Annotated in this window: 27 protein-coding genes and 1 tRNA gene; 27 read left to right on the plus strand and 1 reads right to left on the minus strand. The window is 64.4% G+C overall.

Annotation, left to right across the window (positions count from 1 at the left end):
• Positions 1 to 47: 47 nt before the first annotated feature.
• The 27 genes from rpsO to PL79_RS17230 all read left to right on the plus strand — a co-directional run bounded on the left by rpsO (position 48) and on the right by PL79_RS17230 (position 25386).
• Complete coding sequence (rpsO, locus tag PL79_RS17095; RefSeq protein WP_006398792.1) at positions 48 to 317, plus strand: 30S ribosomal protein S15; 270 nt, start codon at positions 48 to 50, stop codon at positions 315 to 317.
• 291 nt (positions 318 to 608) lie between these two features.
• The gene (gene pnp, locus PL79_RS17105) at positions 609 to 2756 is read left to right on the plus strand and encodes a polyribonucleotide nucleotidyltransferase (protein ID WP_044844667.1); all 2148 of its coding nucleotides are present in this window, start codon (positions 609 to 611) and stop codon (positions 2754 to 2756) included.
• 143 nt (positions 2757 to 2899) lie between these two features.
• Positions 2900 to 3919, plus strand: coding sequence for an NAD(P)H-quinone oxidoreductase (locus PL79_RS17110; protein ID WP_044844666.1), 1020 nt, complete (start codon positions 2900 to 2902; stop codon positions 3917 to 3919).
• A gap of 140 nt (positions 3920 to 4059) precedes the next feature.
• Entirely contained in the window at positions 4060 to 4815 is a 756-nt protein-coding gene (gene tpiA / locus PL79_RS17115; RefSeq protein WP_044844665.1) for a triose-phosphate isomerase, read from the plus strand.
• Positions 4816 to 4887: 72 nt separating this feature from the next.
• Positions 4888 to 5268 carry a preprotein translocase subunit SecG gene (secG, locus tag PL79_RS17120; protein ID WP_042977371.1) on the plus strand — a complete coding sequence of 127 codons (381 nt, stop codon included), beginning with the start codon at positions 4888 to 4890 and terminating at the stop codon, positions 5266 to 5268.
• 111 nt (positions 5269 to 5379) lie between these two features.
• Positions 5380 to 5464: transfer RNA gene (locus tag PL79_RS17125), tRNA-Leu, on the plus strand.
• Positions 5465 to 5618: 154 nt separating this feature from the next.
• Positions 5619 to 5978 carry an NADH-quinone oxidoreductase subunit A gene (locus tag PL79_RS17130; RefSeq protein WP_006398798.1) on the plus strand — a complete coding sequence of 120 codons (360 nt, stop codon included), beginning with the start codon at positions 5619 to 5621 and terminating at the stop codon, positions 5976 to 5978.
• A 62-nt stretch (positions 5979 to 6040) separates the two neighbouring features.
• A complete protein-coding gene (locus tag PL79_RS17135) occupies positions 6041 to 6520 on the plus strand; it encodes a NuoB/complex I 20 kDa subunit family protein (RefSeq protein WP_006398799.1) in 480 nt (159 codons plus the stop codon).
• Between the two features lie 21 nt (positions 6521 to 6541).
• A complete protein-coding gene (locus PL79_RS17140; RefSeq protein ID WP_044844664.1) occupies positions 6542 to 7144 on the plus strand; it encodes an NADH-quinone oxidoreductase subunit C in 603 nt (200 codons plus the stop codon).
• Positions 7145 to 7153: 9 nt separating this feature from the next.
• Complete coding sequence (locus PL79_RS17145) at positions 7154 to 8407, plus strand: NADH-quinone oxidoreductase subunit D (protein ID WP_044844663.1); 1254 nt, start codon at positions 7154 to 7156, stop codon at positions 8405 to 8407.
• A 180-nt stretch (positions 8408 to 8587) separates the two neighbouring features.
• On the plus strand, positions 8588 to 9073 hold the full coding sequence (gene nuoE, locus PL79_RS17150; protein ID WP_006478266.1) for an NADH-quinone oxidoreductase subunit NuoE: 486 nt from the start codon (positions 8588 to 8590) through the stop codon (positions 9071 to 9073).
• Entirely contained in the window at positions 9070 to 10380 is a 1311-nt protein-coding gene (nuoF, locus tag PL79_RS17155) for an NADH-quinone oxidoreductase subunit NuoF (protein WP_006756904.1), read from the plus strand. The genes nuoE and nuoF overlap by 4 nt, the downstream gene beginning before the upstream one ends.
• An 84-nt stretch (positions 10381 to 10464) precedes the next feature.
• Positions 10465 to 12795, plus strand: coding sequence for an NADH-quinone oxidoreductase subunit NuoG (gene nuoG, locus PL79_RS17160; RefSeq protein WP_044844662.1), 2331 nt, complete (start codon positions 10465 to 10467; stop codon positions 12793 to 12795).
• The gene (gene nuoH, locus PL79_RS17165; RefSeq protein WP_044844661.1) at positions 12796 to 13863 is read left to right on the plus strand and encodes an NADH-quinone oxidoreductase subunit NuoH; all 1068 of its coding nucleotides are present in this window, start codon (positions 12796 to 12798) and stop codon (positions 13861 to 13863) included. It abuts the gene before it with no gap.
• A 15-nt stretch (positions 13864 to 13878) separates the two neighbouring features.
• Positions 13879 to 14367, plus strand: a complete 489-nt coding sequence (gene nuoI, locus PL79_RS17170) for an NADH-quinone oxidoreductase subunit NuoI (RefSeq protein ID WP_011885529.1) — start codon at positions 13879 to 13881, stop codon at positions 14365 to 14367.
• Between the two features lie 114 nt (positions 14368 to 14481).
• Positions 14482 to 15132, plus strand: coding sequence for an NADH-quinone oxidoreductase subunit J (locus PL79_RS17175; protein ID WP_044844660.1), 651 nt, complete (start codon positions 14482 to 14484; stop codon positions 15130 to 15132).
• Positions 15133 to 15150: 18 nt separating this feature from the next.
• On the plus strand, positions 15151 to 15456 hold the full coding sequence (gene nuoK / locus PL79_RS17180; protein WP_004185739.1) for an NADH-quinone oxidoreductase subunit NuoK: 306 nt from the start codon (positions 15151 to 15153) through the stop codon (positions 15454 to 15456).
• A gap of 17 nt (positions 15457 to 15473) precedes the next feature.
• Positions 15474 to 17531, plus strand: coding sequence for an NADH-quinone oxidoreductase subunit L (gene nuoL / locus PL79_RS17185; protein ID WP_044844659.1), 2058 nt, complete (start codon positions 15474 to 15476; stop codon positions 17529 to 17531).
• An 18-nt stretch (positions 17532 to 17549) separates the two neighbouring features.
• Positions 17550 to 19040: an NADH-quinone oxidoreductase subunit M gene (locus tag PL79_RS17190; protein WP_044844658.1), complete on the plus strand. Its 1491-nt coding sequence runs from the start codon at positions 17550 to 17552 to the stop codon at positions 19038 to 19040.
• 36 nt (positions 19041 to 19076) lie between these two features.
• Positions 19077 to 20531, plus strand: a complete 1455-nt coding sequence (gene nuoN, locus PL79_RS17195; RefSeq protein ID WP_193759852.1) for an NADH-quinone oxidoreductase subunit NuoN — start codon at positions 19077 to 19079, stop codon at positions 20529 to 20531.
• Positions 20531 to 20827: a DUF2818 family protein gene (locus tag PL79_RS17200; RefSeq protein WP_044844656.1), complete on the plus strand. Its 297-nt coding sequence runs from the start codon at positions 20531 to 20533 to the stop codon at positions 20825 to 20827. The genes nuoN and PL79_RS17200 overlap by 1 nt, the downstream gene beginning before the upstream one ends.
• A 36-nt stretch (positions 20828 to 20863) precedes the next feature.
• A complete protein-coding gene (locus PL79_RS17205) occupies positions 20864 to 21454 on the plus strand; it encodes an NUDIX domain-containing protein (protein WP_044844655.1) in 591 nt (196 codons plus the stop codon).
• 136 nt (positions 21455 to 21590) lie between these two features.
• Positions 21591 to 22013, plus strand: a complete 423-nt coding sequence (locus PL79_RS17210) for a DUF1178 family protein (RefSeq protein WP_006756910.1) — start codon at positions 21591 to 21593, stop codon at positions 22011 to 22013.
• A 54-nt stretch (positions 22014 to 22067) separates the two neighbouring features.
• Positions 22068 to 23264 (plus strand): acyl-CoA dehydrogenase family protein, encoded by a 1197-nt coding sequence (locus PL79_RS17215; RefSeq protein ID WP_044844732.1) that lies wholly within the window; start codon positions 22068 to 22070, stop codon positions 23262 to 23264.
• 19 nt (positions 23265 to 23283) lie between these two features.
• A complete protein-coding gene (locus PL79_RS17220; protein WP_044844654.1) occupies positions 23284 to 24417 on the plus strand; it encodes an acyl-CoA dehydrogenase family protein in 1134 nt (377 codons plus the stop codon).
• A gap of 34 nt (positions 24418 to 24451) precedes the next feature.
• Positions 24452 to 24913, plus strand: a complete 462-nt coding sequence (locus PL79_RS17225) for a MaoC family dehydratase (protein WP_044844653.1) — start codon at positions 24452 to 24454, stop codon at positions 24911 to 24913.
• A complete protein-coding gene (locus PL79_RS17230; protein WP_044844652.1) occupies positions 24910 to 25386 on the plus strand; it encodes a MaoC family dehydratase in 477 nt (158 codons plus the stop codon). The genes PL79_RS17225 and PL79_RS17230 overlap by 4 nt, the downstream gene beginning before the upstream one ends.
• A gap of 51 nt (positions 25387 to 25437) precedes the next feature.
• On the opposite strand, the gene PL79_RS17235 is transcribed toward PL79_RS17230, so the two are convergent.
• Positions 25438 to 26130: a glutathione binding-like protein gene (locus PL79_RS17235; protein WP_044844731.1), complete on the minus strand. Its 693-nt coding sequence runs from the start codon at positions 26128 to 26130 to the stop codon at positions 25438 to 25440.
• Positions 26131 to 26242: the final 112 nt, after the last annotated feature.

Consider the following 26242-nt stretch of genomic DNA (forward strand, 5'->3'; position numbering starts at 1 on the left):
TTCCGTGTCCGCCTGTTAGTTAGCCAGTAGGAAACAAAGGAAATCTCATGTCTGTTGCAGATATCAAGAAGTCGGAAGTCGTTGCTCAGTTCGCCCGCGGTACCAACGACACGGGTTCGCCCGAAGTCCAGGTCGCACTGCTGACCGCACGTATCGTCGAACTGACGGGTCACTTCAAGACCCACGCGAAGGATCACCACAGCCGCCGCGGCCTGCTGCGCATGGTGAGCCGCCGCCGCAAGCTGCTCGACTACCTCAAGGGCAAGGATGCCGACCGTTACCGCGCGCTGATCGAGAAGCTGGGTCTGCGTAAGTAATCGAGGCGATTGCCGCCAGCAAGATGCCTGTGTCAGTCCGCTGATGCAGGCATTTTGTTTTTGCGCGGTGCGTAGCGTCACGCGCACCGCAGGTCGTCCGGCACGTGGGTGCCGGGCTGCCGGAACGGCTGATACCGGGGTCGGGATTTGTGTCATTCCAGCGCGCCGCTCGTCGAGCGGCGTGCTGGAATGGCATAAAAAACACACCTTGCTCCGGGTGATTCGGTCGGGACGCCGCCGCGCGGGATGGCCCGCACGGCGAATGAAATGAATGAATTCAAAGGAGCAACCATGTCCATGTTCAACAAGGTCGTGAAGGAATTCCAGTGGGGCCAGCACAAGGTGCGCCTCGAAACCGGCGAAGTCGCCCGCCAGGCGAGCGGTGCCGTGATCGTCGACGTGGAAGACACCGTCGTGCTGGCCACCGTCGTCGGCGCGAAGTCGGCGAAGCCGGGTCAGGACTTCTTCCCGCTGACCGTCGACTACCTCGAGAAGACCTACTCGGCCGGCAAGATCCCGGGCGGCTTCTTCCGTCGCGAAGGCCGTCCGTCGGAACACGAGACGCTGACGTCGCGCCTGATCGACCGTCCGCTGCGCCCGCTGTTCCCGGAAGGCTTCTACAACGAAGTCCAGGTCGTGATCCACGTGCTGTCCGTGAACCCGGAAATCCCGGCGGACATCCCCGCGCTGATCGGCGCATCGGCCGCGCTCGCCGTATCGGGCCTGCCGTTCAACGGTCCGGTCGGTGCCGCGCGCGTCGCGTACATCGACAACGCCTACGTGCTGAACCCGACGCGTGACCAGATCAAGGCATCGAGCCTCGACCTCGTCGTCGCCGGTACGGAGCGTGCGGTGCTGATGGTCGAATCGGAAGCCGACCAGCTGCCGGAAGATGTGATGCTGGGCGCGGTCGTGTTCGGCCACGAGCAGATGCAGACGGCGATCGACGCGATCCACGAACTCGTGCGCGAAGGCGGCAAGCCCGAGTGGGACTGGCAGCCGGCACCGAAGAACGAAGCGCTGATCGCGCGCGTGACGGAACTGGCGCACGGCGACCTGCTCGCCGCTTACCAGCTGCGCGACAAGCAAGCGCGTTCGACGAAGCTGAAGGAAGTCTACGCGGCAACCTCGGCGAAGCTCGAGGAAGACGCGCTGGCGGCCGGCACGGTCGCGGCCGACAAGGCGACCGTCGGCAACATCCTGTTCGACATCGAAGCGAAGATCGTCCGTTCGCAGATCCTGAACGGCGAGCCGCGCATCGACGGTCGCGACACGCGCACCGTGCGTCCGATCGAGATCCGCACCGGCGTGCTGCCGCGCACCCACGGTTCGGCGCTGTTCACGCGTGGCGAAACGCAGGCGCTCGTCGTCGCGACGCTCGGCACCAAGGGTGACGAGCAGATCATCGACGCGCTCGAAGGCGAATACCGCGAGCGTTTCATGCTCCACTACAACATGCCCCCGTTCGCGACCGGCGAAACGGGCCGCGTCGGCTCGCCGAAGCGTCGTGAAATCGGCCACGGCCGTCTCGCGAAGCGCGCGCTGGTCAAGTGCCTGCCGAGCGCCGACGAATTCGGCTATTCGATCCGCGTCGTGTCGGAAATCACCGAATCGAACGGTTCGTCGTCGATGGCATCGGTGTGCGGCGGCTGCCTCGCGCTGATGGACGCCGGCGTGCCGATGAAGGCGCACGTCGCGGGCATCGCGATGGGCCTGATCCTCGAAGGCAACAAGTTCGCGGTGCTGACCGACATCCTCGGCGACGAAGATCACCTCGGCGACATGGACTTCAAGGTGGCCGGCACGGAGCAAGGCGTGACGGCGCTGCAGATGGACATCAAGATCCAGGGCATCACGAAGGAAATCATGCAGGTCGCGCTCGCGCAGGCGAAGGAAGGCCGCATGCACATCCTCGGCAAGATGACCTCGGCGGTCTCGGGTGCGAACACGCAACTGTCGGAATTCGCGCCGCGCATGATCACGATCAAGATCAACCCGGAAAAGATCCGCGACGTGATCGGCAAGGGCGGTTCGGTGATCCGCGCGCTGACCGAAGAAACCGGCACGACCATCGACATCTCCGATGACGGCGTCGTGACGATCGCGAGCACGAACAGCGAAGGCATGGCCGAAGCGAAGAAGCGCATCGAGCAAATCACGGCTGAAATCGAAGTCGGCCAGGTGTACGAAGGCACGGTGCTCAAGCTGCTCGATTTCGGCGCGATCGTGAACCTGCTGCCGGGCAAGGACGGCCTGCTGCACATCTCGGAAATCGTCAACGAGCGCGTGAAGGACATCAACGACTACCTGAAGGAAGGCCAGCAGGTGAAGGTCAAGGTGATCCAGACGGACGAGAAGGGTCGCGTGCGTCTGTCGGCGAAGGCGCTGCTGAACGAAGCAGCGGCGGCGTCGCATTCGGATACGCCGCCGCAGCAGTAAGCGGACAGGCGTGAGAACGGCCGGCAGTGCGAAAGCGTGCCGGCCGTTTTTTCTGTAGCATCGTTGTGCGGCGCAGCAGCGCCGGCGAGGCGCCCGTGCCGCGCACGGGTGCGCCACCCGATTCCGATCCTGGAGCGACCACCATGCAAGCCATCGAAATCACCGAATTCGGCGCCCCCGACGTGCTGAAGCTCGCGGAGCGTCCGCGCCCCGAACCGAAGCGCGGCGAAGTGCTGATCAAGGTGGCGGCTTCCGGCGTGAACCGGCCCGACGTATTCCAGCGCAAGGGCGCCTATGCGCCGCCGCCGGGGGCATCGGATCTGCCGGGCCTCGAGGTCGCGGGCGAGATCGTCGGCGGCGACCTGTCGGATGCGGCGCTGAACCCGTTCGGCCTGAAGCTGGGCGATCGCGTCTGCGCGCTGCTCGCGGGCGGCGGCTACGCCGAGTACGCGGTCGCGCCGCTGCCGCAATGCCTGCCGGTTCCCGACGGGCTGACCGACATCGAAGCCGCATCGCTGCCCGAAACGTTCTTCACGGTGTGGAGCAACGTGTTCGACCGCGCGCTGCTCGGCGCGGGCGAGGGCGGCGAGCAGGAAACGCTGCTCGTGCAGGGTGGCTCGAGCGGGATCGGCGTGACGGCGATCCAGATCGCGCACGCGCTCGGCTATCGCGTGTTCGCGACGGCCGGGAATGCCGACAAATGCCGGGCATGCGAGGCGCTCGGCGCCGAGCGCGCGATCAACTACAAGACCGAGGACTTCGTCGAGGTCGTCAAGTCGCTGACGCACGATCGCGGCGTCGACGTGATCCTCGACATGGTCGCAGGCTCGTACGTGCCGCGCGAACTGTCCGCGCTCGCGGATGGCGGCCGCCTCGTGCTGATCGCGCTGCTCGGCGGGGCGAAGGCCGAGGTCAACCTGAACGAGATCCTGCGCCGCCGGCTGACGGTGACGGGCTCGACACTGCGTCCGCGTCCGGTCGAATTCAAGGCGCGCATCGCCGCACAGCTGAAGGCGCGCGTCTGGCCGCTGCTCGCGGACGGCCGCATCAAGCCCGTGATCTACCGCGTGCTGCCGGCCGGCGAGGCCGCGCAGGCGCATGCGCTGATGGAAAGCGGCGAGCACATCGGCAAGATCGTGCTCGATTGGGGTACGACCACCTGACGGCCGTGCGGCCGGACTTGACATGCGCGGTTTGACCGGTTCAAGCCGCGCGCAGTAAAATCGCGGGTTTGCTTCGCCAGATCCAACCTGACGGCCGGTTTCCGGTGCGTTAATGACAAGATAGTGACGAGACAGACACGATGTCGAAACAACGAACGAAGCGAGTGATCGGCAACTGGAAGATGCACGGCCGGCTGGCCGGCAACCAGGCGTTGCTGAACGAAGTGGTGCAGGGCGCAGGCGCGGTGGCGGCCGAGACGTCGATCGGCGTGTGCGTGCCGTTCCCGTATCTCGCGCAGGTTCAGGCGCAGCTCGCCGGCGGCCGTGTCGCGTTCGGCGCGCAGGACGTGTCCGCGCACGAGCAGGGCGCGTTCACCGGTGAAGTGGCGGCCGCGATGGTGGCGGAGTTCGGCGCGCAATATGCGATCGTCGGTCACTCGGAGCGCCGCGCGTATCACGGCGAGCGCAGCGAAGCCGTCGCTGCGAAGACGCAGCGCGCGCTCGCGGCAGGCCTCACGCCCGTCGTGTGCGTCGGTGAAACGCTCGACGAGCGCGAAGCCGGTGCGACCGAGCAGGTGGTCGGTGCACAGCTCGACGCCGTGCTGGCCGTGCTGACGGCCGACGAAGCGGCGCGCATCGTCGTCGCGTACGAGCCGGTCTGGGCGATCGGCACGGGCAAGAGCGCGACGTCGGCGCAGGCGCAGGACGTACACGCATTCCTGCGTGCGCGTCTTGCGGCGAAGGGGGCGGCGGACGTATCGGTGCTGTACGGCGGCAGCGTGAAGCCGGACAACGCGGAAGAGCTGTTCGCGCAGCCGGACATCGACGGCGGCCTGATCGGCGGCGCGTCGCTGAAGGCGGAAGATTTCCTGGCGATCTGCCGGGCCGCGCGTTGAGCGGTCCGGGGTCGAATTGAACCATGATGGCGGCCGGTCGGTCCGGTCGCCTGATCCAATCGGGTGGGTGTGATGCTGTTATTCAAGACGCTGATTATTGTCGTGCAGGTGCTGTCTGCACTGGGTGTGATCGGGCTGGTGCTGCTCCAGCACGGCAAGGGAGCCGACATGGGTGCTGCATTCGGCAGCGGCGCGTCGGGCAGCCTGTTCGGTGCGACCGGCTCCGCGAACTTTCTGTCGCGCACGACGGGCATTCTCGCGACGATCTTTTTCGTCGCGACGCTCGCACTGACGTATCTCGGTTCGTACAAGTCGACGCCGTCGGCCGGCGTGCTCGGCACGGCAGCGACCGCGCCGGCATCGGCACCTGCAGCATCGGCACCGGCAGTCGCGGCGTCCGCCGCGGTTGCTGGGTCGGCCGCAAGCGCGCCGGGCCAGGACGTCCCGAAATAAAAAGTTAAATTTTTTGCGGTTGTGCGTTGAACAAATCTGGAACTCGGGTTAGAATTTAATTCTTGAAGCGATTCGCGGGAAACGAGCAGTACAACCCGAGTTGCATGCAGTGCCGACGTGGTGAAATTGGTAGACACGCTATCTTGAGGGGGTAGTGGCGAAAGCTGTGCGAGTTCGAGTCTCGCCGTCGGCACCAAAGTTACTCAATGCCAGCCGCTTCTAGTGGCTGGCATTTTTCATTTGTGGGGTGTGCCTTGCGATTGTCTTGTGATTGCACGCACTCCGAAATGATTCCTTCCGCCGGAAGTGGTATTCTCCGGACGCTCAGAACCAACCGATAGAGGATTGCCTTGAACCTCGCAGCCTATTACCCCGTCTTGTTGTTCCTCCTCGTGGGCACTGGTTTAGGTATAGCGCTGGTCAGCATCGGCAAGCTCCTTGGTCCCAACAAGCCGGACGTCGAGAAGAACGCACCGTACGAGTGCGGCTTCGAAGCCTTTGAAGACGCCCGGATGAAATTCGACGTCCGGTACTACCTCGTCGCCATCCTGTTCATCATCTTCGATCTCGAAACCGCATTCCTGTTTCCGTGGGGCGTCGCGCTCCGGGACATCGGCTGGCCGGGTTTCATCGCAATGATGATTTTTCTGCTCGAATTCCTGCTGGGCTTTGCCTATATCTGGAAGAAAGGCGGCCTCGACTGGGAGTGATGGGTTAATCGCCGGTTTGCATGGGCGGCCACGCTGGGCCGCTCGTCTGGAGTGGAAAGCAAATGAGTATCGAAGGGGTCTTGAAGGAAGGGTTTGTCACCACGACGGCTGACAAGCTGATCAACTGGACGCGTACCGGCTCGCTGTGGCCGATGACGTTCGGGCTCGCGTGTTGCGCCGTCGAGATGATGCATGCGGGCGCGGCCCGTTACGACCTGGACCGGTTCGGGGTCGTGTTCCGTCCGAGCCCGCGTCAGTCGGACGTGATGATCGTCGCCGGCACGCTGTGCAACAAGATGGCGCCCGCACTGCGCCGCGTGTACGACCAGATGGCCGAGCCGCGCTGGGTGATCTCGATGGGGTCGTGCGCGAACGGTGGTGGCTACTACCACTACTCGTACTCGGTGGTCCGCGGTTGCGACCGGATCGTGCCGGTCGACGTCTACGTACCGGGCTGTCCGCCCACGGCCGAGGCGCTGGTCTACGGCGTGATCCAGCTTCAGGCGAAGATCCGCCGCACCAACACCATCGCCCGTCAATAAAGCCCCGAGCGTCCCCTCAATATGGCAAGCAAAATCGAGACCCTCAAGGCCAACCTCGAAGCCGCGCTCGGCGCGCGCGTGGTGAGCCTCACCGAAGCGATCGGTGAACTGACGCTCGTCGTGAAGGCGAGCGATTACCTCGAAGTCGCAAAGACGCTGCGCGACGATCCGAAGCTCCGTTTCGAGCAGCTGATCGACCTGTGCGGCATCGACTATCAAACGTACGGCGACGGCGCCTACGACGGCCCGCGTTTCGCGGCCGTGTCGCAGCTGCTGTCGGTCACGAACAACTGGCGCCTGCGCCTGCGCGTGTTCGCGCCGGACGACGATCTGCCGATCGTGGCGTCGCTCGTCGACATCTGGACCTCCGCAAACTGGTACGAGCGCGAAGCGTTCGACCTGTACGGCCTCGTGTTCGAGGGTCACCCCGACCTGCGCCGCATCCTCACCGACTACGGCTTCATCGGCCATCCGTTCCGCAAGGACTTCCCGGTGTCGGGCTATGTCGAAATGCGTTACGACCCGGAAGAGAAGCGGGTCGTCTACCAGCCGGTGACGATCGAGCCGCGCGAAATCACGCCGCGCGTGATCCGCGAGGATCGCTATGGCGGTCTGAAACATTAAGGGGGCGTCATGGCAGAAATCAAGAACTACACCCTCAACTTCGGCCCGCAGCACCCGGCAGCGCACGGCGTGCTGCGCCTGGTGCTCGAGCTCGACGGCGAAGTCATTCAGCGTGCCGATCCGCACATCGGCCTGCTGCACCGCGCGACCGAAAAGCTCGCGGAAAGCAAGACCTTCATTCAGTCCGTGCCGTACATGGATCGTCTCGACTACGTGTCGATGATGGTCAACGAGCACGGCTACGTGCTCGCGATCGAGCGCCTGCTCGGCATCGACGTGCCGGAGCGCGCGCAGTACATCCGCGTGCTGTTCGACGAGATCACCCGCGTGCTGAACCACCTGATGTGGATCGGCGCGCACGCACTCGACGTCGGCGCGATGGCCGTGTTCCTGTACGCATTCCGCGAGCGCGAAGACCTGATGGACGTGTACGAAGCGGTGTCCGGTGCCCGGATGCACGCGGCGTACTACCGTCCGGGCGGCGTCTATCGCGACCTGCCTGACGCAATGCCGCAATACAAGGCGTCGAAGATTCGCAACGAGAAGGCGCTCGCGAAGATGAACGAAGCGCGCAGCGGCTCGGTGCTCGACTTCATCGACGACTTCTTCACGCGCTTCCCGAAGTGCGTCGACGAATACGAAACGCTGCTGACCGACAACCGGATCTGGAAACAGCGTCTGGTCGGGATCGGCGTCGTCAGCCCGGAGCGTGCGCTGCAGATGGGCCTGACGGGCCCGATGCTGCGCGGCTCGGGCATCGCCTGGGACCTGCGCAAGAAGCAGCCGTACGAAGTGTACGACCGCATGGACTTCGACGTGCCGGTCGGCGTGAACGGCGATTGCTACGACCGCTATCTGGTGCGCGTCGAAGAAATGCGCCAGTCGGTCCGTATCGCGAAACAGTGTATTGAGTGGCTCCGCAAGAATCCGGGCCCGGTGATGACCGACAATCACAAGGTTGCACCGCCGTCGCGCGTCGGCATGAAGACCAACATGGAAGACTTGATTCACCACTTCAAGCTCTTCACCGAAGGTTTTCACGTGCCGGAAGGCGAAGCGTACGCAGCAGTCGAGCATCCGAAGGGCGAGTTCGGCATCTACCTCGTGTCGGACGGTGCCAACAAGCCGTATCGCCTCAAGATCCGCGCACCGGGCTTCGCGCACCTCGCGTCGCTCGACGAAATGGCGCGCGGTCACATGATTGCCGACGCCGTCACGATCATCGGTACGCAGGACATCGTGTTCGGCGAAATCGATCGCTAATGGTTGCGCCGCCTGCGCGAGCGGGCGGCGAGCAGTCAGTCACACGCGAAGTCACATGCGGTATGCGCCGAGCCGGCGCGGCTTCGCAAGCTGTCAACAGTGAGCGCCAGGTCTGCCGTCCATGCACAGCAGTGCGGCAGGTTGTTCGTTCGGTAGGAATTGAAAGAGTCGTGTCTGAAAATGATCTCAGCTGAAGGCCTGAAGGAAATCGATCGAGCGTTGACGAAGTATCCCGCCGATCAGAAACAGTCCGCCGTGATGTCGGCGTTGGCCGTCGCTCAGGAAGAGCACGGCTGGCTGTCGCCCGAACTGATGCAGTTCGTCGCGGACTATCTCGGCATGCCGGCCGTCGCCGTGCAGGAAGTCGCGACGTTCTACACGATGTACGAGCTCAAACCGGTCGGCAAGCACAAGATCACGCTCTGCACGAACCTGCCGTGCCAGCTTGGCCCGCACGGCGGCGCGGAAGCGACTGCCGACTACCTGAAACAGAAGCTGGGCATCGGCTTCGGCGAAACCACGCCCGACGGCAAGTTCACGCTGAAGGAAGGCGAATGCATGGGCTCGTGCGGCGATGCGCCGGTGCTGCTGGTGAACAATCACAGAATGTGCAGCTTCATGAGCCGCGAGAAGATCGACCAGCTGCTTGAGGAGCTCTCGAAATGACGTCCCTCCACGACCGTCACATCAAACCGCTGATCCTCGCTGGTCTGAACGGCGAGAACTGGCATCTCGAAGACTACGTTGCGCGCGGCGGCTACAAGCAGCTGCGCCGCATTCTCGAAGAAAAGATTCCGCCGGAGCAGGTGATTGCCGACGTGAAGGCGTCGGGCCTGCGTGGCCGTGGCGGTGCGGGCTTCCCGACCGGCCTGAAGTGGAGCTTCATGCCGCGCCAGTTCCCGGGACAGAAGTACCTCGTCTGCAACTCGGACGAAGGCGAGCCGGGCACGTTCAAGGATCGCGACATCCTGCGCTGGAACCCGCATGCGCTGATCGAAGGCATGGCCATCGGCGCGTACGCGATGGGCATCACCGTCGGCTACAACTACATTCACGGCGAAATCTTCGAAGTGTATCGACGCTTCGAGGCCGCGCTCGATGAGGCGCGCGCCGCGGGTTTCCTCGGCGACAACATCATGGGCTCGGAATTCTCGTTCCAGCTGCACGCGCACCACGGTTACGGCGCGTACATCTGCGGCGAGGAAACGGCGCTGCTCGAGTCGCTCGAAGGCAAGAAGGGCCAGCCGCGCTTCAAGCCGCCGTTCCCGGCGAGCTTCGGCGTGTACGGCAAGCCGACCACGATCAACAACACCGAGACGTTCGCCGCGGTGCCGTTCCTGCTGTCCATCGGGCCGCAGAATTACCTCGAGATCGGCAAGCCGAACAACGGCGGCACGAAGATTTTCTCGGTGTCGGGCGACGTCGAGCGTCCGGGCAACTATGAAGTGCCGCTCGGCACGCCGTTCGCGACGCTGATGGAGCTCGCCGGCGGGATGCGCGGCGGCCGCAAGATCAAGGCCGTGATTCCGGGCGGCTCGTCGGCGCCGGTGATCCCGGGCGACATCATGATGCAGACCGATCTCGATTACGACTCGATCGCGAAGGCGGGCTCGATGCTCGGCTCCGGCGCGGTGATCGTGATGGACGAGACGCGCTGCATGGTGCGTTCGCTGCTGCGCCTGTCGTATTTCTACTACGAGGAATCGTGCGGCCAGTGCACGCCGTGCCGTGAAGGCACCGGCTGGCTGTATCGCGTCGTGAATCGTATCGAGCACGGCGAAGGCCGCCAGGAAGATCTGGACCTGCTGAATTCGGTTGCCGAGAACATCATGGGCCGCACGATCTGCGCGCTCGGCGATGCGGCGGCGATGCCGGTTCGCGGGATGCTCAAGCATTACTGGGACGAATTCGCGTACCACGTCGAGCACAAGCACTGCATGGTCGGCGGCCACGCGCACGCGGCGGCAGCCTGAAGCGAAGCACCGGTTGCGGAATTTGAGCGCACGGTCGGGCGAAGGCGCGAACGGGCGGAAATAGGTTAAGGACCATTCACCATCATGGTTGAACTTGAAATAGACGGCAAGAAGGTCGAGGTGCCCGAAGGCAGCATGGTGATCCAGGCTGCGCACAAGGCGGATACGTACATTCCTCACTTCTGCTATCACAAGAAACTGTCGGTCGCGGCCAACTGCCGGATGTGTCTCGTCGAAGTCGAGAAGATGCCGAAGGCCGTGCCTGCCTGCGCGACGCCCGTGTCGGCCGGCATGATCGTGCACACGCAGTCCGACAAGGCCGTGAAGGCGCAGCAGTCGGTGATGGAATTCCTCCTCATCAACCATCCGCTCGACTGCCCGATCTGCGATCAGGGCGGCGAATGCCAGCTGCAGGATCTGGCGGTCGGCTACGGCAAGTCGTCGTCGCGCTACTCGGAAGAGAAGCGCGTGGTGTTCCACAAGAACGTGGGCCCGCTGATCTCGATGGAAGAAATGTCGCGCTGCATCCACTGCACGCGCTGCGTCCGCTTCGGCCAGGAAATCGCCGGCGTGATGGAGCTCGGCATGCTGGGCCGCGGCGAGCACTCGGAAATCACGACGTTCGTCGGCAAGACGGTCGACTCCGAACTGTCGGGCAACATGATCGACCTGTGCCCGGTCGGCGCGCTGACCAGCAAGCCGTTCCGCTACAGCGCCCGTACGTGGGAACTGTCGCGCCGCAAGTCGGTGAGCCCGCACGATTCCGTCGGCGCGAACCTCGTCGTGCAGGTGAAGAACAACCGCGTGATGCGCGTGCTGCCGTTCGAGAACGAAGCGATCAACGAATGCTGGATCTCGGACAAGGATCGTTTCTCGTACGAAGGCCTGAACAGCGAAGAGCGCCTGACGAAGCCGATGCTGAAGCAGGGCGGCCAGTGGATCGAAACCGACTGGCAGACCGCGCTCGAATACGTCGCGAAGGGCCTGAAGGGCATCGCAGCGGATCACGGCGCGAATGCGCTGGCGATGCTCGCGAGCGCGCACAGCACCGCTGAAGAGCTGTTCCTCGTGAAGCAGCTCGCCAACGAACTGAAGACGCCGAACGTCGACTTCCGGCTGCGTCAGCAGGATTTCTCGGCGCCGGTCCAGGGCGCACCGTGGCTCGGCATGCCGATCGCCGACCTGTCGAACGTGGATGCCGCGTTCGTCGTCGGTTCGTTCCTGCGCCGTGACCACCCGCTGTTCGCCGCACGCCTGCGCCAGGCCGCGAAGAACGGCGCGAAACTGCACTTCCTGCACGCGACCGCCGACGACTCGCTGATCCCGACCGCGAAGCGCATCGTCGCCGCGCCGTCGGCATGGCTCGACGAACTGGCCGGCGTGGCCGCAGCCGTCGCGCAACTGCGCAGCGTCGCGCTGCCGGACGCGCTCGCGGGCGTCGCCGCATCGCCGGCTGCGCAAGCGGTCGCCCAGTCGCTCGTGAACGGCGAGCGCCGCGCGGTGCTGCTCGGCAACGCAGCCGTCCGTCATCCGCAATTCGCGAAGCTGCACGCCGTCGCACAGTGGATCGCCGACAACACCGGCGCCACGTTCGGCTTCCTGACGGAAGCGGCGAACACGGTCGGCGCGCACGTCGTCGGCGCACTGCCGGGCGAAGGCGGCCTGAACGCACGCGAAGCGTTCGCGCAGCCGCGCAAGGGTTACGTGCTGCTGAACGTCGAACCGGAATTCGACACGGCCGATCCGGCGCAGGCGCTTGCCGCGCTGAACCAGGCCGAGATGGTCGTCGTGATGTCGCCGTTCAAGCACGGCCTCGATTACGCCGACGTGCTGCTGCCGATCGCGCCGTTCACGGAAACGGCCGGTACGTACGTGAACGCGGAAGGCTCGGTGCAGAGCTTCAACGGCGTCGTGCGCCCGCTCGGCGACACGCGTCCGGCATGGAAGGTGCTGCGCGTGCTCGGCAGCCTGCTCGGCCTGCCGAACTTCGAATACGAAACGGCGGAAGAAGTGCGTCTCGCGGCGCTCGGCGACGCAGGCGTCGCGAACCGTCTGTCGAACCAGGCGTCGGCCGCACCGGCCCGCGTCGCGGCAACGGCCGCGAACGGCGGCTTCGAGCGCCTCGCCGACGTGCCGATCTATCATGCCGACGCACTCGTGCGCCGCGCAGGTGCGCTGCACCTGACGGCCGCCGCGAAGGTAGCGAACGCCGCAGCCCTGCCGGCCGCGCTGTTCGACAAGCTGGGCTTGAAGGAAGGCGACGCGGTGCGCGTGCGCCAGGGCGAGCGTGCGGTGCAGTTGCCGGCCGTGCGCGACGCGAATCTTGCGGAGACGGTCGTTCGCGTGTCGGCGGCAACGCCTGCCGGCGCAGCGCTCGGCAGCCTGTCCGGTGAACTGGTGGTGGAGAAGGCGTAAATGAGCTTGTTCGATACGATCAACGCGGGCGGCGCCCAGGTTCTCGGCGTCGCGTGGCCGACGGTGTGGGCAATCGTGCGCATCCTCGTCGTCTCCGTCGTCATCCTGCTGTGCGTCGCGTACCTGATTCTGTGGGAACGCAAGCTGATCGGCTGGATGCACGTGCGTCTCGGCCCGAACCGCGTCGGCCCCGCCGGCCTGCTGCAGCCGATCGCCGACGTGCTGAAGCTGCTGCTGAAGGAAGTGATTCAGCCGAGCGCCGCCAGCCGCTGGCTGTACCTGATCGCACCGGTCATGACCGTCGTGCCGGCGTTCGCCGTGTGGGCGGTGATCCCGTTCCAGGCCGAAGCCGTGCTCGCGAACGTGAACGCGGGCCTGCTGTACGCGATGGCGATCTCGTCGATCGGCGTGTACGCGGTGATTCTCGCCGGCTGGGCATCGAACTCGAAGTACGCGTTCCTCGGCGCGATGCGCGCCGCGGCGCAGATGGTCTCGTACGAAATCTCGATGGGCTTCGCGCTGGTGCTCGTGCTGATGACGGCCGGCAGCCTGAACCTGTCGGAAATCGTCGGCTCGCAGCAGCACGGCTTCTTCGCCGGCCACGGCGTGAACTTCCTGTCGTGGAACTGGCTGCCGCTGCTGCCGGCGTTCGTCGTCTACTTCGTGTCCGGCATCGCCGAAACGAACCGTCACCCGTTCGACGTGGTGGAAGGGGAGTCGGAGATCGTCGCGGGTCACATGATCGATTACTCGGGCATGGCGTTCGCGCTGTTCTTCCTCGCCGAGTACATCAACATGATCGTGATCTCGGCACTGGCCTCGACGCTGTTCCTCGGCGGCTGGGACGCACCGTTCGAATTCCTGTCGTTCATTCCGGGCATCTTCTGGCTGGTGCTGAAGGTATTCGCGCTGCTGTCGGTGTTCATCTGGGTGCGCGCGACGTTCCCGCGCTACCGTTACGACCAGATCATGCGTCTGGGCTGGAAGGTGTTCCTGCCCGTCACGGTGATCTGGGTGGTCGTGGTCGGCTTCTGGATGATGTCGCCGCTCAACATCTGGGTGAAGTAAAGATCGGACGAAATCATGACGGCAATCCAACACTTCTTTAAGACCTTCTTCCTGACGGAGCTGCTGAAGGGGCTCGCGCTGACCGGTCGTTACACGTTCCGGCGCAAGTTCACCGTGCAGTTCCCGGAAGAGAAGACCCCGATTTCGCCGCGTTTCCGCGGGCTGCATGCGCTGCGCCGCTACGAAAACGGCGAAGAGCGCTGCATCGCGTGCAAGCTCTGCGAGGCCGTGTGCCCCGCGATGGCGATCACGATCGAATCGGAAACGCGCGCGGACAACACGCGCCGCACGACGCGCTACGACATCGACCTGACGAAGTGCATCTTCTGCGGTTTCTGCGAAGAAAGCTGCCCGGTCGATTCGATCGTCGAGACGCAGATTCTCGAATATCACGGCGAAAAGCGCGGCGACCTGTATTTCACGAAGGAAATGCTGCTCGCGGTGGGCGATCGCTACGAGAAGGACATCGCTGCGGCGAAGGCTGCCGACGCGCCGTATCGTTGATTGTGTTTGCAGTGCCGGCCCGGCATGAACGGGCCGAGCCGCCGCGACGGGTGCGGCACGCGAGAGCGTCCCGCAAGCCGCGCCTGACTATGGCCTAACGATGAACCGGTAATCATGGAATTCACGACCGTACTGTTCTACATCTTCGCGCTGCTCCTGGTGGTATCAGGGCTGAAGGTGATCACTTCGCGCAACCCGGTGGCGTCTGCGCTTTTCCTTGTGCTGGCGTTCTTCAACGCCGCCGCGATCTGGATGCTGCTGGAAGCGGAGTTCCTCGCGATCCTGCTGGTGCTGGTGTACGTGGGCGCCGTGATGGTGCTGTTCCTGTTCGTCGTGATGATGCTGGACATCAACATCGATTACCTGCGCCGCGACTTCAAGCGCTTCGTGCCGATGGCGACGGTCGTCGGCGCGATCATCGTGGTCGAGACCGCGCTGATCCTGTGGCGTGGCTACGGCGACACGCACACCGTGCACGCGATGGCGACGGGCGCGATGGCCGACTGGTCGAACACGCGTCTGATCGGCAAGGTGATCTACACCGACTACATCTTCGCGTTTGAAATCGCCGGCCTGGTGCTGCTGGTCGCGATCATCGCCGCGATCGGGCTGACCGAGCGCAAGGGCAAGGACAGCAAGCGCCAGCGCGTGTCGGATCAGGTCAAGGTGCGCCGCGACGACCGCGTGCGCCTCGTGAAGATGGAAGCGGACAAGCCGCAGCCGGAAACGGCGCAGAGCGAAGCCGGTACGAGCACCAACGGCTAAGCGGAGGAAAGGAAAACCATGCTGACTCTTGCTCATTACCTCGTGCTCGGCGCGATCCTCTTTGCGATCGCGATCGTCGGGATCTTCCTGAACCGCCGCAACATCATCATCATCCTGATGGCGATCGAACTGATGCTGCTGGCGGTGAACACCAACTTCGTCGCGTTCTCGCACTACCTCGGCGACGTGCACGGCCAGATCTTCGTGTTCTTCGTGCTGACCGTCGCCGCAGCGGAAGCCGCGATCGGTCTCGCGATTCTGGTGACCCTGTTCCGTAAGCTCGACACGATCAATGTCGAGGATCTCGATCAGCTCAAAGGTTAATTTCAGGCAACGCTGTTATGTCAACGACACTCAATGAAAACCTGCTGCTGGCGATTCCGCTCGCTCCGCTGGCCGGCTCGCTGATTGCGGGGCTGTTCGGGAACGCAGTCGGGCGCAAGGGCGCACACCGGATCACGATCCTCGGCGTAATGATCGCGTTCCTCCTGTCGGCGAAAGTCTTCGCCGACGTCGTGATGGGCGGCGCGAGCTTCAACGCGACCGTCTACGAATGGATGCGGGTCGGCTCGCTGAAGCTCGAAGTCGGCTTCCTCGTCGATTCGATGACGGCGATGATGATGGTCGTCGTGACCTTCGTGTCGCTGATGGTGCACATCTACACGATCGGCTACATGCAGGAAGAGGACGGCTACCAGCGCTTCTTCTCGTACATCTCGCTGTTCACGTTCTCGATGCTGATGCTCGTGATGAGCAACAACTTCCTGCAGCTGTTCTTCGGCTGGGAAGCGGTGGGTCTGGTGTCGTACCTGCTGATCGGCTTCTACTTCACGCGTGAGAGCGCGATCTACGCGAACATGAAGGCGTTCCTCGTGAACCGCGTGGGCGACTTCGGCTTCCTGCTCGGCATCGGCCTGCTGCTCGCGTTCGCGGGTTCGATGAACTACGGCGAAGTGTTCGCGAAGCGTGCCGAGCTCGCCAGCCTGCACTTCCCGGGCACCGACTGGGGCCTGCTGACCGTCGCCTGTATCTGCCTGTTCATCGGCGCGATGGGTAAATCGGCACAGTTCCCGCTGCACGTGTGGCTGCCCGACTCGATGGAAGGCCCGACCCCGATCTCCGCGCTGATTCACGCGGCGACGATGGTGACCGCCGGCATCTTCATGGTGTCGCGCATGTCGCCGCTGTTCGAACTGTCGGATACCGCGCTGTCGTTCATCACGGTGATCGGCGCGATCACGGCGCTGTTCATGGGTTTCCTCGGCATCATCCAGAACGACATCAAGCGCGTGGTCGCGTATTCGACGCTGTCGCAGCTCGGCTACATGACCGTCGCGCTCGGCGTGTCCGCGTACCCGGTCGCGCTGTTCCACCTGATGACGCACGCGTTCTTCAAGGCGCTGCTGTTCCTCGGTGCGGGCTCGGTGATCATCGGCATGCACCACGACCAGGACATCCGCAACATGGGCGGCCTGCGCAAGTACATGCCGATCACGTGGATCACGTCGTTGATCGGCTCGCTCGCACTGATCGGCACGCCGTTCTTCTCCGGCTTCTACTCGAAGGATTCGATCATCGAGGCCGTGAAGGAATCGCATCTCGCGGGTTCGGGCTTCGCGTACTTCGCCGTGGTCGCAAGCGTGTTCGTGACGGCGCTGTACTCGTTCCGCATGTACTTCCTCGTGTTCCACGGCGAAGAGCGCTTCCGCAACCCGAAGCATCCTGAATCGCCGATGGGCATGGCGGCCGCGCACGGCCACGACGATCACGGCCACGGCCACGGTCACGACGAGCACGCGCACGAACCGCACGAGACCCCGTGGGTCGTGTGGCTGCCGCTCGTGCTGCTCGCGATTCCGTCGGTCATCATCGGTGCGATCGCGATCGGCCCGATGCTGTACGGCAGCTTCTTCGAACATGGCGTGGCATTCGACAAGGTGATCTTCATCGGCGAAAACCACCCGGGCCTCGAAGAGCTGGGCAAGGAATTCCACGGCTGGGCCGCGATGGGCCTGCACTCGCTGACGACGCTGCCGTTGTGGCTCGCGATTGCCGGCGTCGTGGTCGCGTGGTTCCTGTACCTGAAGCGTCCTGAGCTGCCTGCCGTGATCCGCCGCGCGTTCGGCCCGATCTACACGCTGCTCGACAACAAGTACTACATGGACAAGATCAACGAAGTGGTGTTCGCCCGTGGTTCGGTGGCGATCGGCCGCGGCCTGTGGAAGGAAGGCGACGTCGTCGTGATCGACGGCCTCGTCAACGGCAGCGCCAAGTTCATCGGCTGGTTCGCCGGCGTGATCCGCTTCCTCCAATCCGGTTACATCTATCACTACGCGTTCGCCATGATCATCGGCATGCTGGGGCTCCTGACCCTGTTTGTAACGCTCGGCGGCAAATAAGGCGAGGGGACAAGAACAATGCACGCTTTTCCGATTCTCAGTACCGCGATCTGGTTGCCGATCGTTTTCGGCCTCCTGGTACTCGCGGTAGGTAACGACAAAAATCCGGGGACGGCCCGCTGGGTCGCGCTGATCGGCTCGCTGCTCGGTCTCGCGGTCACGGTCCCGCTGATCACGGGCTTCGACTCGAGCACGGCTGCGCTGCAGTTCGTCGAGCAGTCGACCTGGATCGAACGCTTCAAGATCTCGTACCACCTCGGCGTCGACGGCATCTCGATGTGGTTCGTCGTGCTGACCGCGCTGATCACGGTGATCGTCGTGATCGCCGCGTGGGAAGTGATCACCGAGAACGTCGCGCAGTACCTCGCGGCCTTCCTGATCCTGTCCGGGATCATGATCGGCGTGTTCTCGGCCGCTGACGGCCTGCTGTTCTACGTGTTCTTCGAGGCGACCCTGATCCCGATGTACATCATCATCGGCGTGTGGGGCGGCCCGAACCGCGTGTATGCGGCATTCAAGTTCTTCCTGTACACGCTGGCCGGCTCGCTGCTGATGCTGGTCGCGCTGATCTACCTGTACACGCAGACGCATTCGTTCGACCTCGCGACGTGGCAGGGCGCCAAGATCGCGATGACGCCGCAGATCCTGCTGTTCATCGCCTTCTTCCTCGCGTTCGCGGTGAAGGTGCCGATGTGGCCGGTGCACACCTGGCTGCCGGACGCGCACGTGGAAGCGCCGACGGGCGGTTCGGTCGTGCTGGCGGCGATCATGCTGAAGCTGGGCGCATACGGCTTCCTGCGCTTCTCGCTGCCGATCACGCCTGACGCAAGCCACTTCCTGGCGCCGGTCGTGATCACGCTGTCGCTGATCGCGGTGATCTACATCGGTCTCGTCGCGATGGTGCAGGCCGACATGAAGAAGCTGGTCGCGTATTCGTCGATCGCGCACATGGGCTTCGTCACGCTCGGCTTCTTCATCTTCAACCAGCTCGGCGTCGAGGGCGCGATCGTCCAGATGATCTCGCACGGCTTCGTGTCGGGCGCGATGTTCCTGTGCATCGGCGTGCTGTACGACCGCGTGCACTCGCGCCAGATCGCCGATTACGGCGGCGTCGTGAACGTGATGCCGAAGTTCGCGGCATTCGCGATGCTGTTCTCGATGGCCAACTGCGGCCTGCCGGGCACCTCGGGTTTCGTCGGCGAGTTCATGGTGATTCTCGCGGCCGTCCAGTACAACTTCTGGATCGCATTCGGCGCGGCATTCACGCTGATCCTCGGCGCGGCCTACACGCTGTGGATGTACAAGCGCGTGTACTTCGGCGCGGTCGCGAACGATCACGTTGCCAAGCTGAAGGACATCGGCCGTCGCGAATTCGTGATGCTGGCAGTGCTCGCCGCGTTCACGATGCTGATGGGCCTGTATCCGAAGCCTTTCACCGACGTGATGCACGTTTCCGTGGAAAACCTCCTCTCCCAAGTCGCGCAGTCGAAGCTGCCGCTGGCCCAGTAATCGCGAGCGGAGGAACTCAAGATCATGAACGCTCCTATGAATGTCCTGTTGCCTGACGCGCTGGTGATGGTCGCCATCGTCGTCGCATGGCTGAACGACACCTTTACCGGTGCCGCTGGCCGCCGCCTGACCTATCTGATCGCGGTGGTTTCGTCGGTCGTCGCCGGCGTGTGGTTCGCGGTGCAGGCGCTCGACCCGCAGCCGTACTACTTCTTCTCGCGGATGGTCGTCGTCGACTCGTTCGCGAGCATGATGAAGGCCGTCGTGTCGATCGGCTTCGCGGTCTCGCTCGTTTATTCGCGCAAGTACCTCGAAGACCGCGACATGTTCCGCGGCGACGTGTTCCTGCTGGGCATGTTCTCGCTGCTCGGTCAGCTGGTGATGGTGTCGGGCAACAACTTCCTGACGCTGTACCTCGGCCTCGAACTGATGTCGCTGTCGCTGTATGCGGTCATCGCGCTGCGCCGCGATGCCGCGCAGTCGAGCGAAGCCGCGATGAAGTACTACGTGCTGGGCGCGCTCGCGTCGGGCTTCGTGCTGTACGGCATCTCGATGCTCTACGGCGCGACCGGCTCGCTCGAGCTGGGCGAGGTGTACAAGGCGGTCGGCGGCAACACCGACGCGGCCGTGCTGATGTTCGGCGTGATCTTCATCGTCGCCGGTATCGCGTTCAAGCTCGGCGCCGTGCCGTTCCACATGTGGGTGCCGGACGTCTACCAGGGCGCACCGACCGCGATGACGCTGTTCGTCGGCGGCGGCCCGAAGGTTGCCGCGTTCGCGTGGGGCCTGCGTTTCCTGGTGATGGGCCTGCTGCCGCTCGCACAGAACTGGCAGACCGCGCTCGTGATCCTCGCCGCGCTGTCGCTGATCGTCGGTAACATCACCGGTATCGTCCAGCGCAACATCAAGCGGATGCTCGCGTATTCGGCGATCTCGAACATGGGCTTCGTGCTGCTCGGCCTGCTCGCCGGCATCGTGAAGGGCGACGCGGCCGCACCGGCGAACGCGTACAGCTCGGCGATGTTCTACGCGATCGTCTACCTGATCACGACGCTCGGCTCGTTCGGCGTGGTGATGCTGCTCGCACGCCGCGATTTCGAAGCGGAAACGATCGACGACTTCAAGGGTCTCAACAAGCGCAGCCCGGTGTTCGCGTTCGTGATGATGGTCATGATGTTCTCGCTGGCAGGTATCCCGCCGACCGTCGGCTTCTACGCGAAGCTCGCGGTGCTCGAGGCGACCGTCAATGCGGGTCTCACGTGGCTGGCCGTGCTGGCCGTGATCACGTCGCTGTTCGGCGCGTTCTACTACCTGCGCATCGTCAAGCTGATGTACTTCGATGCACCGCAGGATACGGCTCCGGTCACCGGCGATTTCTGCAAGCGCACGATCCTCGTGCTGAACGGCCTCGCGGTCGTCGTGCTCGGCCTGATCCCGAGCCCGCTGCTGACGGCCTGCCTGCAGGCGATTCGTCACACGCTGCCGCTGTAATGTCGGCAGCCGGCTGGTTCATCGTGCTGTTGGCGCTCGTCTGCGCCAACCTGCCGTTCCTGAACCAACGCCTCTTCGCCGTCGTGCCGATCGGTGCGACGAAGAAGAACGCGTGGGTTCGGATCGGCGAGCTGATCGTGCTGTATTTCGTCGTCGGCGCGCTCGGCTTCTGGCTCGAGTCGCGCGCCGGCAACCGCTTCGAACAGGGCTGGCAGTTTTACGCGATCACGTTCAGTCTCTTTGTCGTGTTCGCGTTCCCCGGCTTCACGTTCCAGTATCTCGTCAAACGACGCTGACGGCTTCGGCCGTCGCGCTCATTCTTGGAGCCGCCGATGGCCGAACTACCCAATCACGACGCCGCACTGACCGAAACCTGCCTCGAGAGCGAGGCGATTTTCGAAGGCTCGTTCCTCAAGCTGAAGCGCGATACCGTCCGTCTGCCGGACGGCAAGCAGGCCACGCGCGAATACGTCCAGCACCCGGGCGCGGTGATGGTGATCCCGCTGTTCGACGACGGTCGCGTGCTGATGGAAAGCCAGTACCGCTATCCGATCGGCAAGGTCATGGCCGAATTCCCGGCCGGCAAGCTGGATCCGAACGAAGGCGCGCTCGCCTGCGCGGTGCGCGAACTGCGCGAGGAAACCGGCTACACGGCACGCGAATACGTGTTCCTGGCCCGGATTCACCCGATCATTTCCTATTCGACCGAATTCATCGACCTGTATCTCGCGCGCGGCCTGACGGCCGGCGAGCGCAAGCTCGACGAAGGCGAATTCCTCGAAACCTTCACGGCGACGCTGCCCGACCTGCAGGAGTGGGTGCGCACGGGCCAGATCACCGACGTGAAGACGATCATCGGCACGATGTGGCTCGACAAGGTGCTGTCCGGCGCCTGGCCGCTGGGTCCGGTCGAGCAGCCCTGACGACGCGTCAGCGGCGGGTGGGGCGCCGCGTTACAATCGGGTGACGCGGTTGCTGGCCGGCCGCGCGATCCTGGTTTAGCACGATCGTTCACAAAAGCGCGTTTTGCGCTACACTCGTCACACGCCCTGATTCAGCATGAAGGTCCTCGATTTACAGTGCCCGCACGGCCATCGGTTCGAAGGCTGGTTCGCTTCCGCCGATGAGTTCGAAGCGCAGTTGTCCCGCAAGCTGGTCGAATGTCCGGTGTGCGGGACGACCGAGATCAACCGGATGCCGTCGGCGCCTCGCCTGAACCTGTCGGGCGCGACGCAGGCCCAGCCGGCCGATCCGCGTGCGCTGCAGGCGCAGGTGATGCGCGCGCTGCGCGAGGTGCTGGAGAAGACCGAGAACGTGGGCGAGCGCTTCGCCGAGGAAGCGCGGCGCATCCATTACAACGAGGCGCCGGCACGCAGCATTCGTGGCGTCACGACGCCGGAGGATGCGCAATCCTTGGCCGAAGAAGGCATCGACGTGATGCCGCTGCCGATTCCTGCCGCGCTGAAAGAACCGCTGCAATGACGTATGCAGTGTGTCCTTGGCGGCCCGGACGGCCGCGGCCAGGAGACACTGCGCATGGATCTGGATTATTCCCCCGCCGACGACGCGTTCCGCGTCGACGTCCGCGCCTGGCTCGAGGCCAATCTGCCTCACGCACTGCGCGCCAAGGTACTCGATCACAAACGACTCGACCGCGAGGATTTCGCGAGCTGGCACCGGATTCTCGGCCAGCGCGGCTGGTCCGCGCCCGCGTGGCCGGCCGAATACGGCGGCCCGGACTGGAACGCGACGCAGCGGCACATCTGGGATGAGGAGTGCGCACGCATCGGCGCGCCGACCGTACTGCCGTTCGGCGTGTCGATGGTCGCGCCCGTGCTGATGAAATACGGCAGCGAAGCGCAGAAGCGCCATTATCTGCCGCGCATTCTCGACGGCACCGACTGGTGGTGCCAGGGCTATTCGGAGCCGGGCTCCGGGTCGGACCTCGCATCGCTGCGCACGCGCGCCGAACGCCACGGCGATCACTACGTCGTCAACGGCCAGAAGACCTGGACGACACTCGGCCAGTATGCGGACATGATGTTCTGTCTCGTGCGCACCGATCCGGCGGCGAAGAAGCAGGAGGGCATCTCGTTCCTGCTGATCGACATGAAGACGCCCGGCATCACCGTGCGTCCGATCATCACGCTCGACGAGGATCACGAAGTCAACGAAGTGTTCTTCGAGGACGTGAAGGTGCCCGTCGAGAATCTCGTCGGCGATGAAAACCGCGGCTGGACCTACGCGAAATACCTGTTGGGCCACGAGCGCACCGGCATTGCACGCGTCGGCGCGTCGAAGCGCGAGCTCGCATTCCTGAAGCGCGTGGCATCGAACCAGCGCAAGAACGGCAAGCCGTTGCTCGCCGATCCCGTGTTCGCCGCGAAGGTCGCGGCGCTCGAGGTCGAGCTGATGGCGCTCGAGGTGACGGTGCTGCGCGTCGTGAGCCGCGAGACGAGCGGCAAGGGGCCGGGCCCCGAGGCATCGATGCTGAAGATCAAGGGCACCGAGGTGCAGCAGGCGCTCACCGAGCTGATGTTCGAGGCGATCGGGCCGCTCGCCGCGCCGTTCGATGTCCCGTTCCTCGAGGGCGAGCGCGAACACAGCAGCGCGGGCGACGACGATGCGGCGCCGCTCGCCGCGTACTACTTCAATTACCGGAAGACGTCGATCTACGGTGGTTCGAACGAGATTCAGAAGAACATCATCGCGCAGATGATCCTGGGGCTGTGATCAGGGAACGGAGACAACCATGGATTTCAGCTTTACCGATGAGCAGCAACAGTTCGCCGACGCGCTGCGCCGTTATCTCGGCGAGCAATACGGTTTCGACGCGCGCCAGGCCATCGTGCGCAGCGAGGCGGGCGTGTCGGACGCACAATGGAGCGCATTCGCGGAGTTGGGCCTGACCGCGCTGCCCGTGCCGGACGCACAGGGCGGATTCGGCGGCGGCCCGGTCGACATGCTGGTCGCGATGCAGGAGCTCGGCCGCGCACTCGTGGTCGAGCCGTATTGGGCGACGGCGGTCGGTATCGAGGCGCTGCGCATCGCCGGGTCCGGCACGGGCGACGATGCCGCGCTGCTGGAAGCGATCGCACAAGGGCAGAAGCGCGTTGCCGTTGCATTCCACGAACCGCGGGCGCGCTACGACCTGTACGAACTCGAAACGCATGCGCGCGAGCAGGGCGGCACGTACCGGCTGACCGGCATCAAGTCGATCGTTCAGCACGGCGCACAGGCCCATGTGTGGATCGTGCCCGCGCGCGTCGACGGCGGCGGCATCGGCCTGTTCGTCGTCGATCGCGATGCCGCGGGCGTGAAGCTCGTCGACTACCGGACGATCGACGGCCAGCGCGCCGCGACGATCGAGTTCAAGGAAACGCCCGCGCGGCAGTTGACGGGCGGCGCACGCGATGCGGCCGCACTCGAGCAGATTGCCGATTACGCGACCTTCCTGCTCTGCGCGGAAGCGGTCGGCGCACTCGACGAACTGAACCGCGCGACGGTCGAATACACGAAGACGCGCGAACAGTTCGGCGTGCCGATCGCGCGCTTCCAGGCGCTGCAGCACCGGATGGTCGACATGCTGATTCACGCGGAGCAGGCGCGCTCGCTGACTTACCTGGCCGCCGTGCGTTACGCGGGCGGCGACGCCGACGCGCGGCGCAAGGCGGTGTCGGCCGCGAAGGCGCGGGTCGGCGCGGCCGCGCGCTTCGTCGGCCAGCAGGCCGTGCAACTGCACGGCGGCATGGGTGTGACCAACGAGGTCGCCGCCGCACACCTGTTCAAGCGGCTGTCGATCATCGAGACGACCCTCGGCGACACCGATCATCACCTTGCGCGCATCGCGGCCCTGCCGGATTTCGCGCAGACCGACGCGGCATGACGGCGACGCGCGAGCGCGCTACAGGAGATAGACAGTGGGTATCAGTTACGAAGATCTGGAAGTCGGCAGTACGACCGAAATCGGCCGCTATACGTTCGAACCGGACGACATCAAGGCGTTCGCGCAACGCTACGATCCGCAGCCGTTCCACCTCGACGAGGAAGCCGGCAAGGCCTCGCCGTTCGGTGGACTGGTCGCGAGCGGCTGGCATACGTGTTCGGTGTTCATGAGCCTGCTCATCAAGAAGCTCGGGCCGGATTCGACCAGCATGGGCTCGCCCGGCATCGATTCGATCCGCTGGCTCAAGCCCGTGCGTGCCGGCGACACGATCACGATGTACCAGAAGGTCCACGACAAGCGCGTGTCGGCGAGCAAGCCCGATCGCGGCATCGTGTCGACGGAGTGGATCGGCCTCAACGGTGCCGGCGACACGGTGATCACCGTGCATACCAAGGTGATCTTCGGGCTGCGCCACCCGCAAGGAGCGGGTGCATGACGGACGTGACATTGCCGCTGATCGCGTCGACGCAAGCGTTGCTCGAGCGAGTCGGCGCGGAACCGCTCGCGAGCGGCTGGGTCGAGATCGACCAGCGCCGGGTCGACGGGTTCGCCGACGCGACCGGCGATCACCAGTGGATTCACGTCGATCCCGAGCGTGCGCGGCGCGAGTCGCCGTTCGGCGGCCCGATCGCGCACGGCTTCCTGACGCTGTCGCTGATTCCCGCGCTGATGACCGATGCGATGCGCTTCGAGCAGAAGATGGGCGTGAACTACGGACTGAACCGCGTGCGGTTCCTGAAGCCGGTGCCGGTCGGCGCACGCGTGCGCGCGCTGTTCGCGGTGAAGGAAGCCGCGCAGGCCGCGCGGGGCGGCGTGCAGGTGACGTGGTCGGTGTCGATGCAGGTCGAGCGTCCGGATGCGCCGTTGCCCGTTTGTTCGGCGGAATTCATTACGCTGCACTACTTCTGATGCGCGCGGCGGCAGCGACGGATGCCGCTGCGTCGCACGGCGCGCGGTGCTTCAGTGCTTCGCGTATTGCGTCGCGCCGAACAGCATCTCGCGTGCCTTGTCGTCCTGCAGCGGCTTGCGCAGCGACGCGAGTACTTCGACGCCTCGCTGCACGGCGGCACGCGCGGCAATGGCTTCATGCCAGCGCTTCACGTTCGGCAGTTCGTCGAGCACGATGCCCTGGTTTTGCCACGAACGCGTCCACGGGAACGTCGCAATGTCCGCGATCGTGTACGTGTCGCCCGCGAGATAGGCGGATTCGCCGAGGCGCTTTTCCATCACGTTGTACAGGCGCTTCGCTTCGTTCGTGTAGCGATTGACCGCGTACTCGATCTGCTCCGGCGCATACAGCCGGAAGTGATGCGCCTGGCCGAGCATCGGGCCGACGCCGCCCATCTGGAACATCAGCCATTCGAGCGTCGCGTAGCGCGCGGCCGGCTCGGTCGGCAGGAACTTGCCGGTCTTTTCCGCCAGGTAAACGAGGATCGCGCCGGATTCGAACAGCGAGATCGGCTTGCCGCCGGGGCCGTCCGCGTCGACGATCGCGGGGATCTTGTTGTTCGGGCTGATCTTCAGGAATTCGGGCTCGAACTGGTCGCCCGCACCGATATCGACCGGATGCGCACGATACGCGAGGCCTGTTTCCTCGAGCATGATGTGTACCTTGTGGCCGTTCGGGGTCGCCCAGCTGTAGACGTCGATCATCGTCAACTCCTTTATTGCATGCGCGAAAACGGCGCCGACAGGGCGCCGCGACAGGCGGTCATTAGAGCATGGATCGATGCGGGCTGCAGGCGACGGCAACGTGCGGCCACGC

This window comes from Burkholderia sp. USMB20 (genome assembly GCF_000949135.2).
Taxonomy (GTDB): Bacteria; Pseudomonadota; Gammaproteobacteria; order Burkholderiales; family Burkholderiaceae; genus Burkholderia.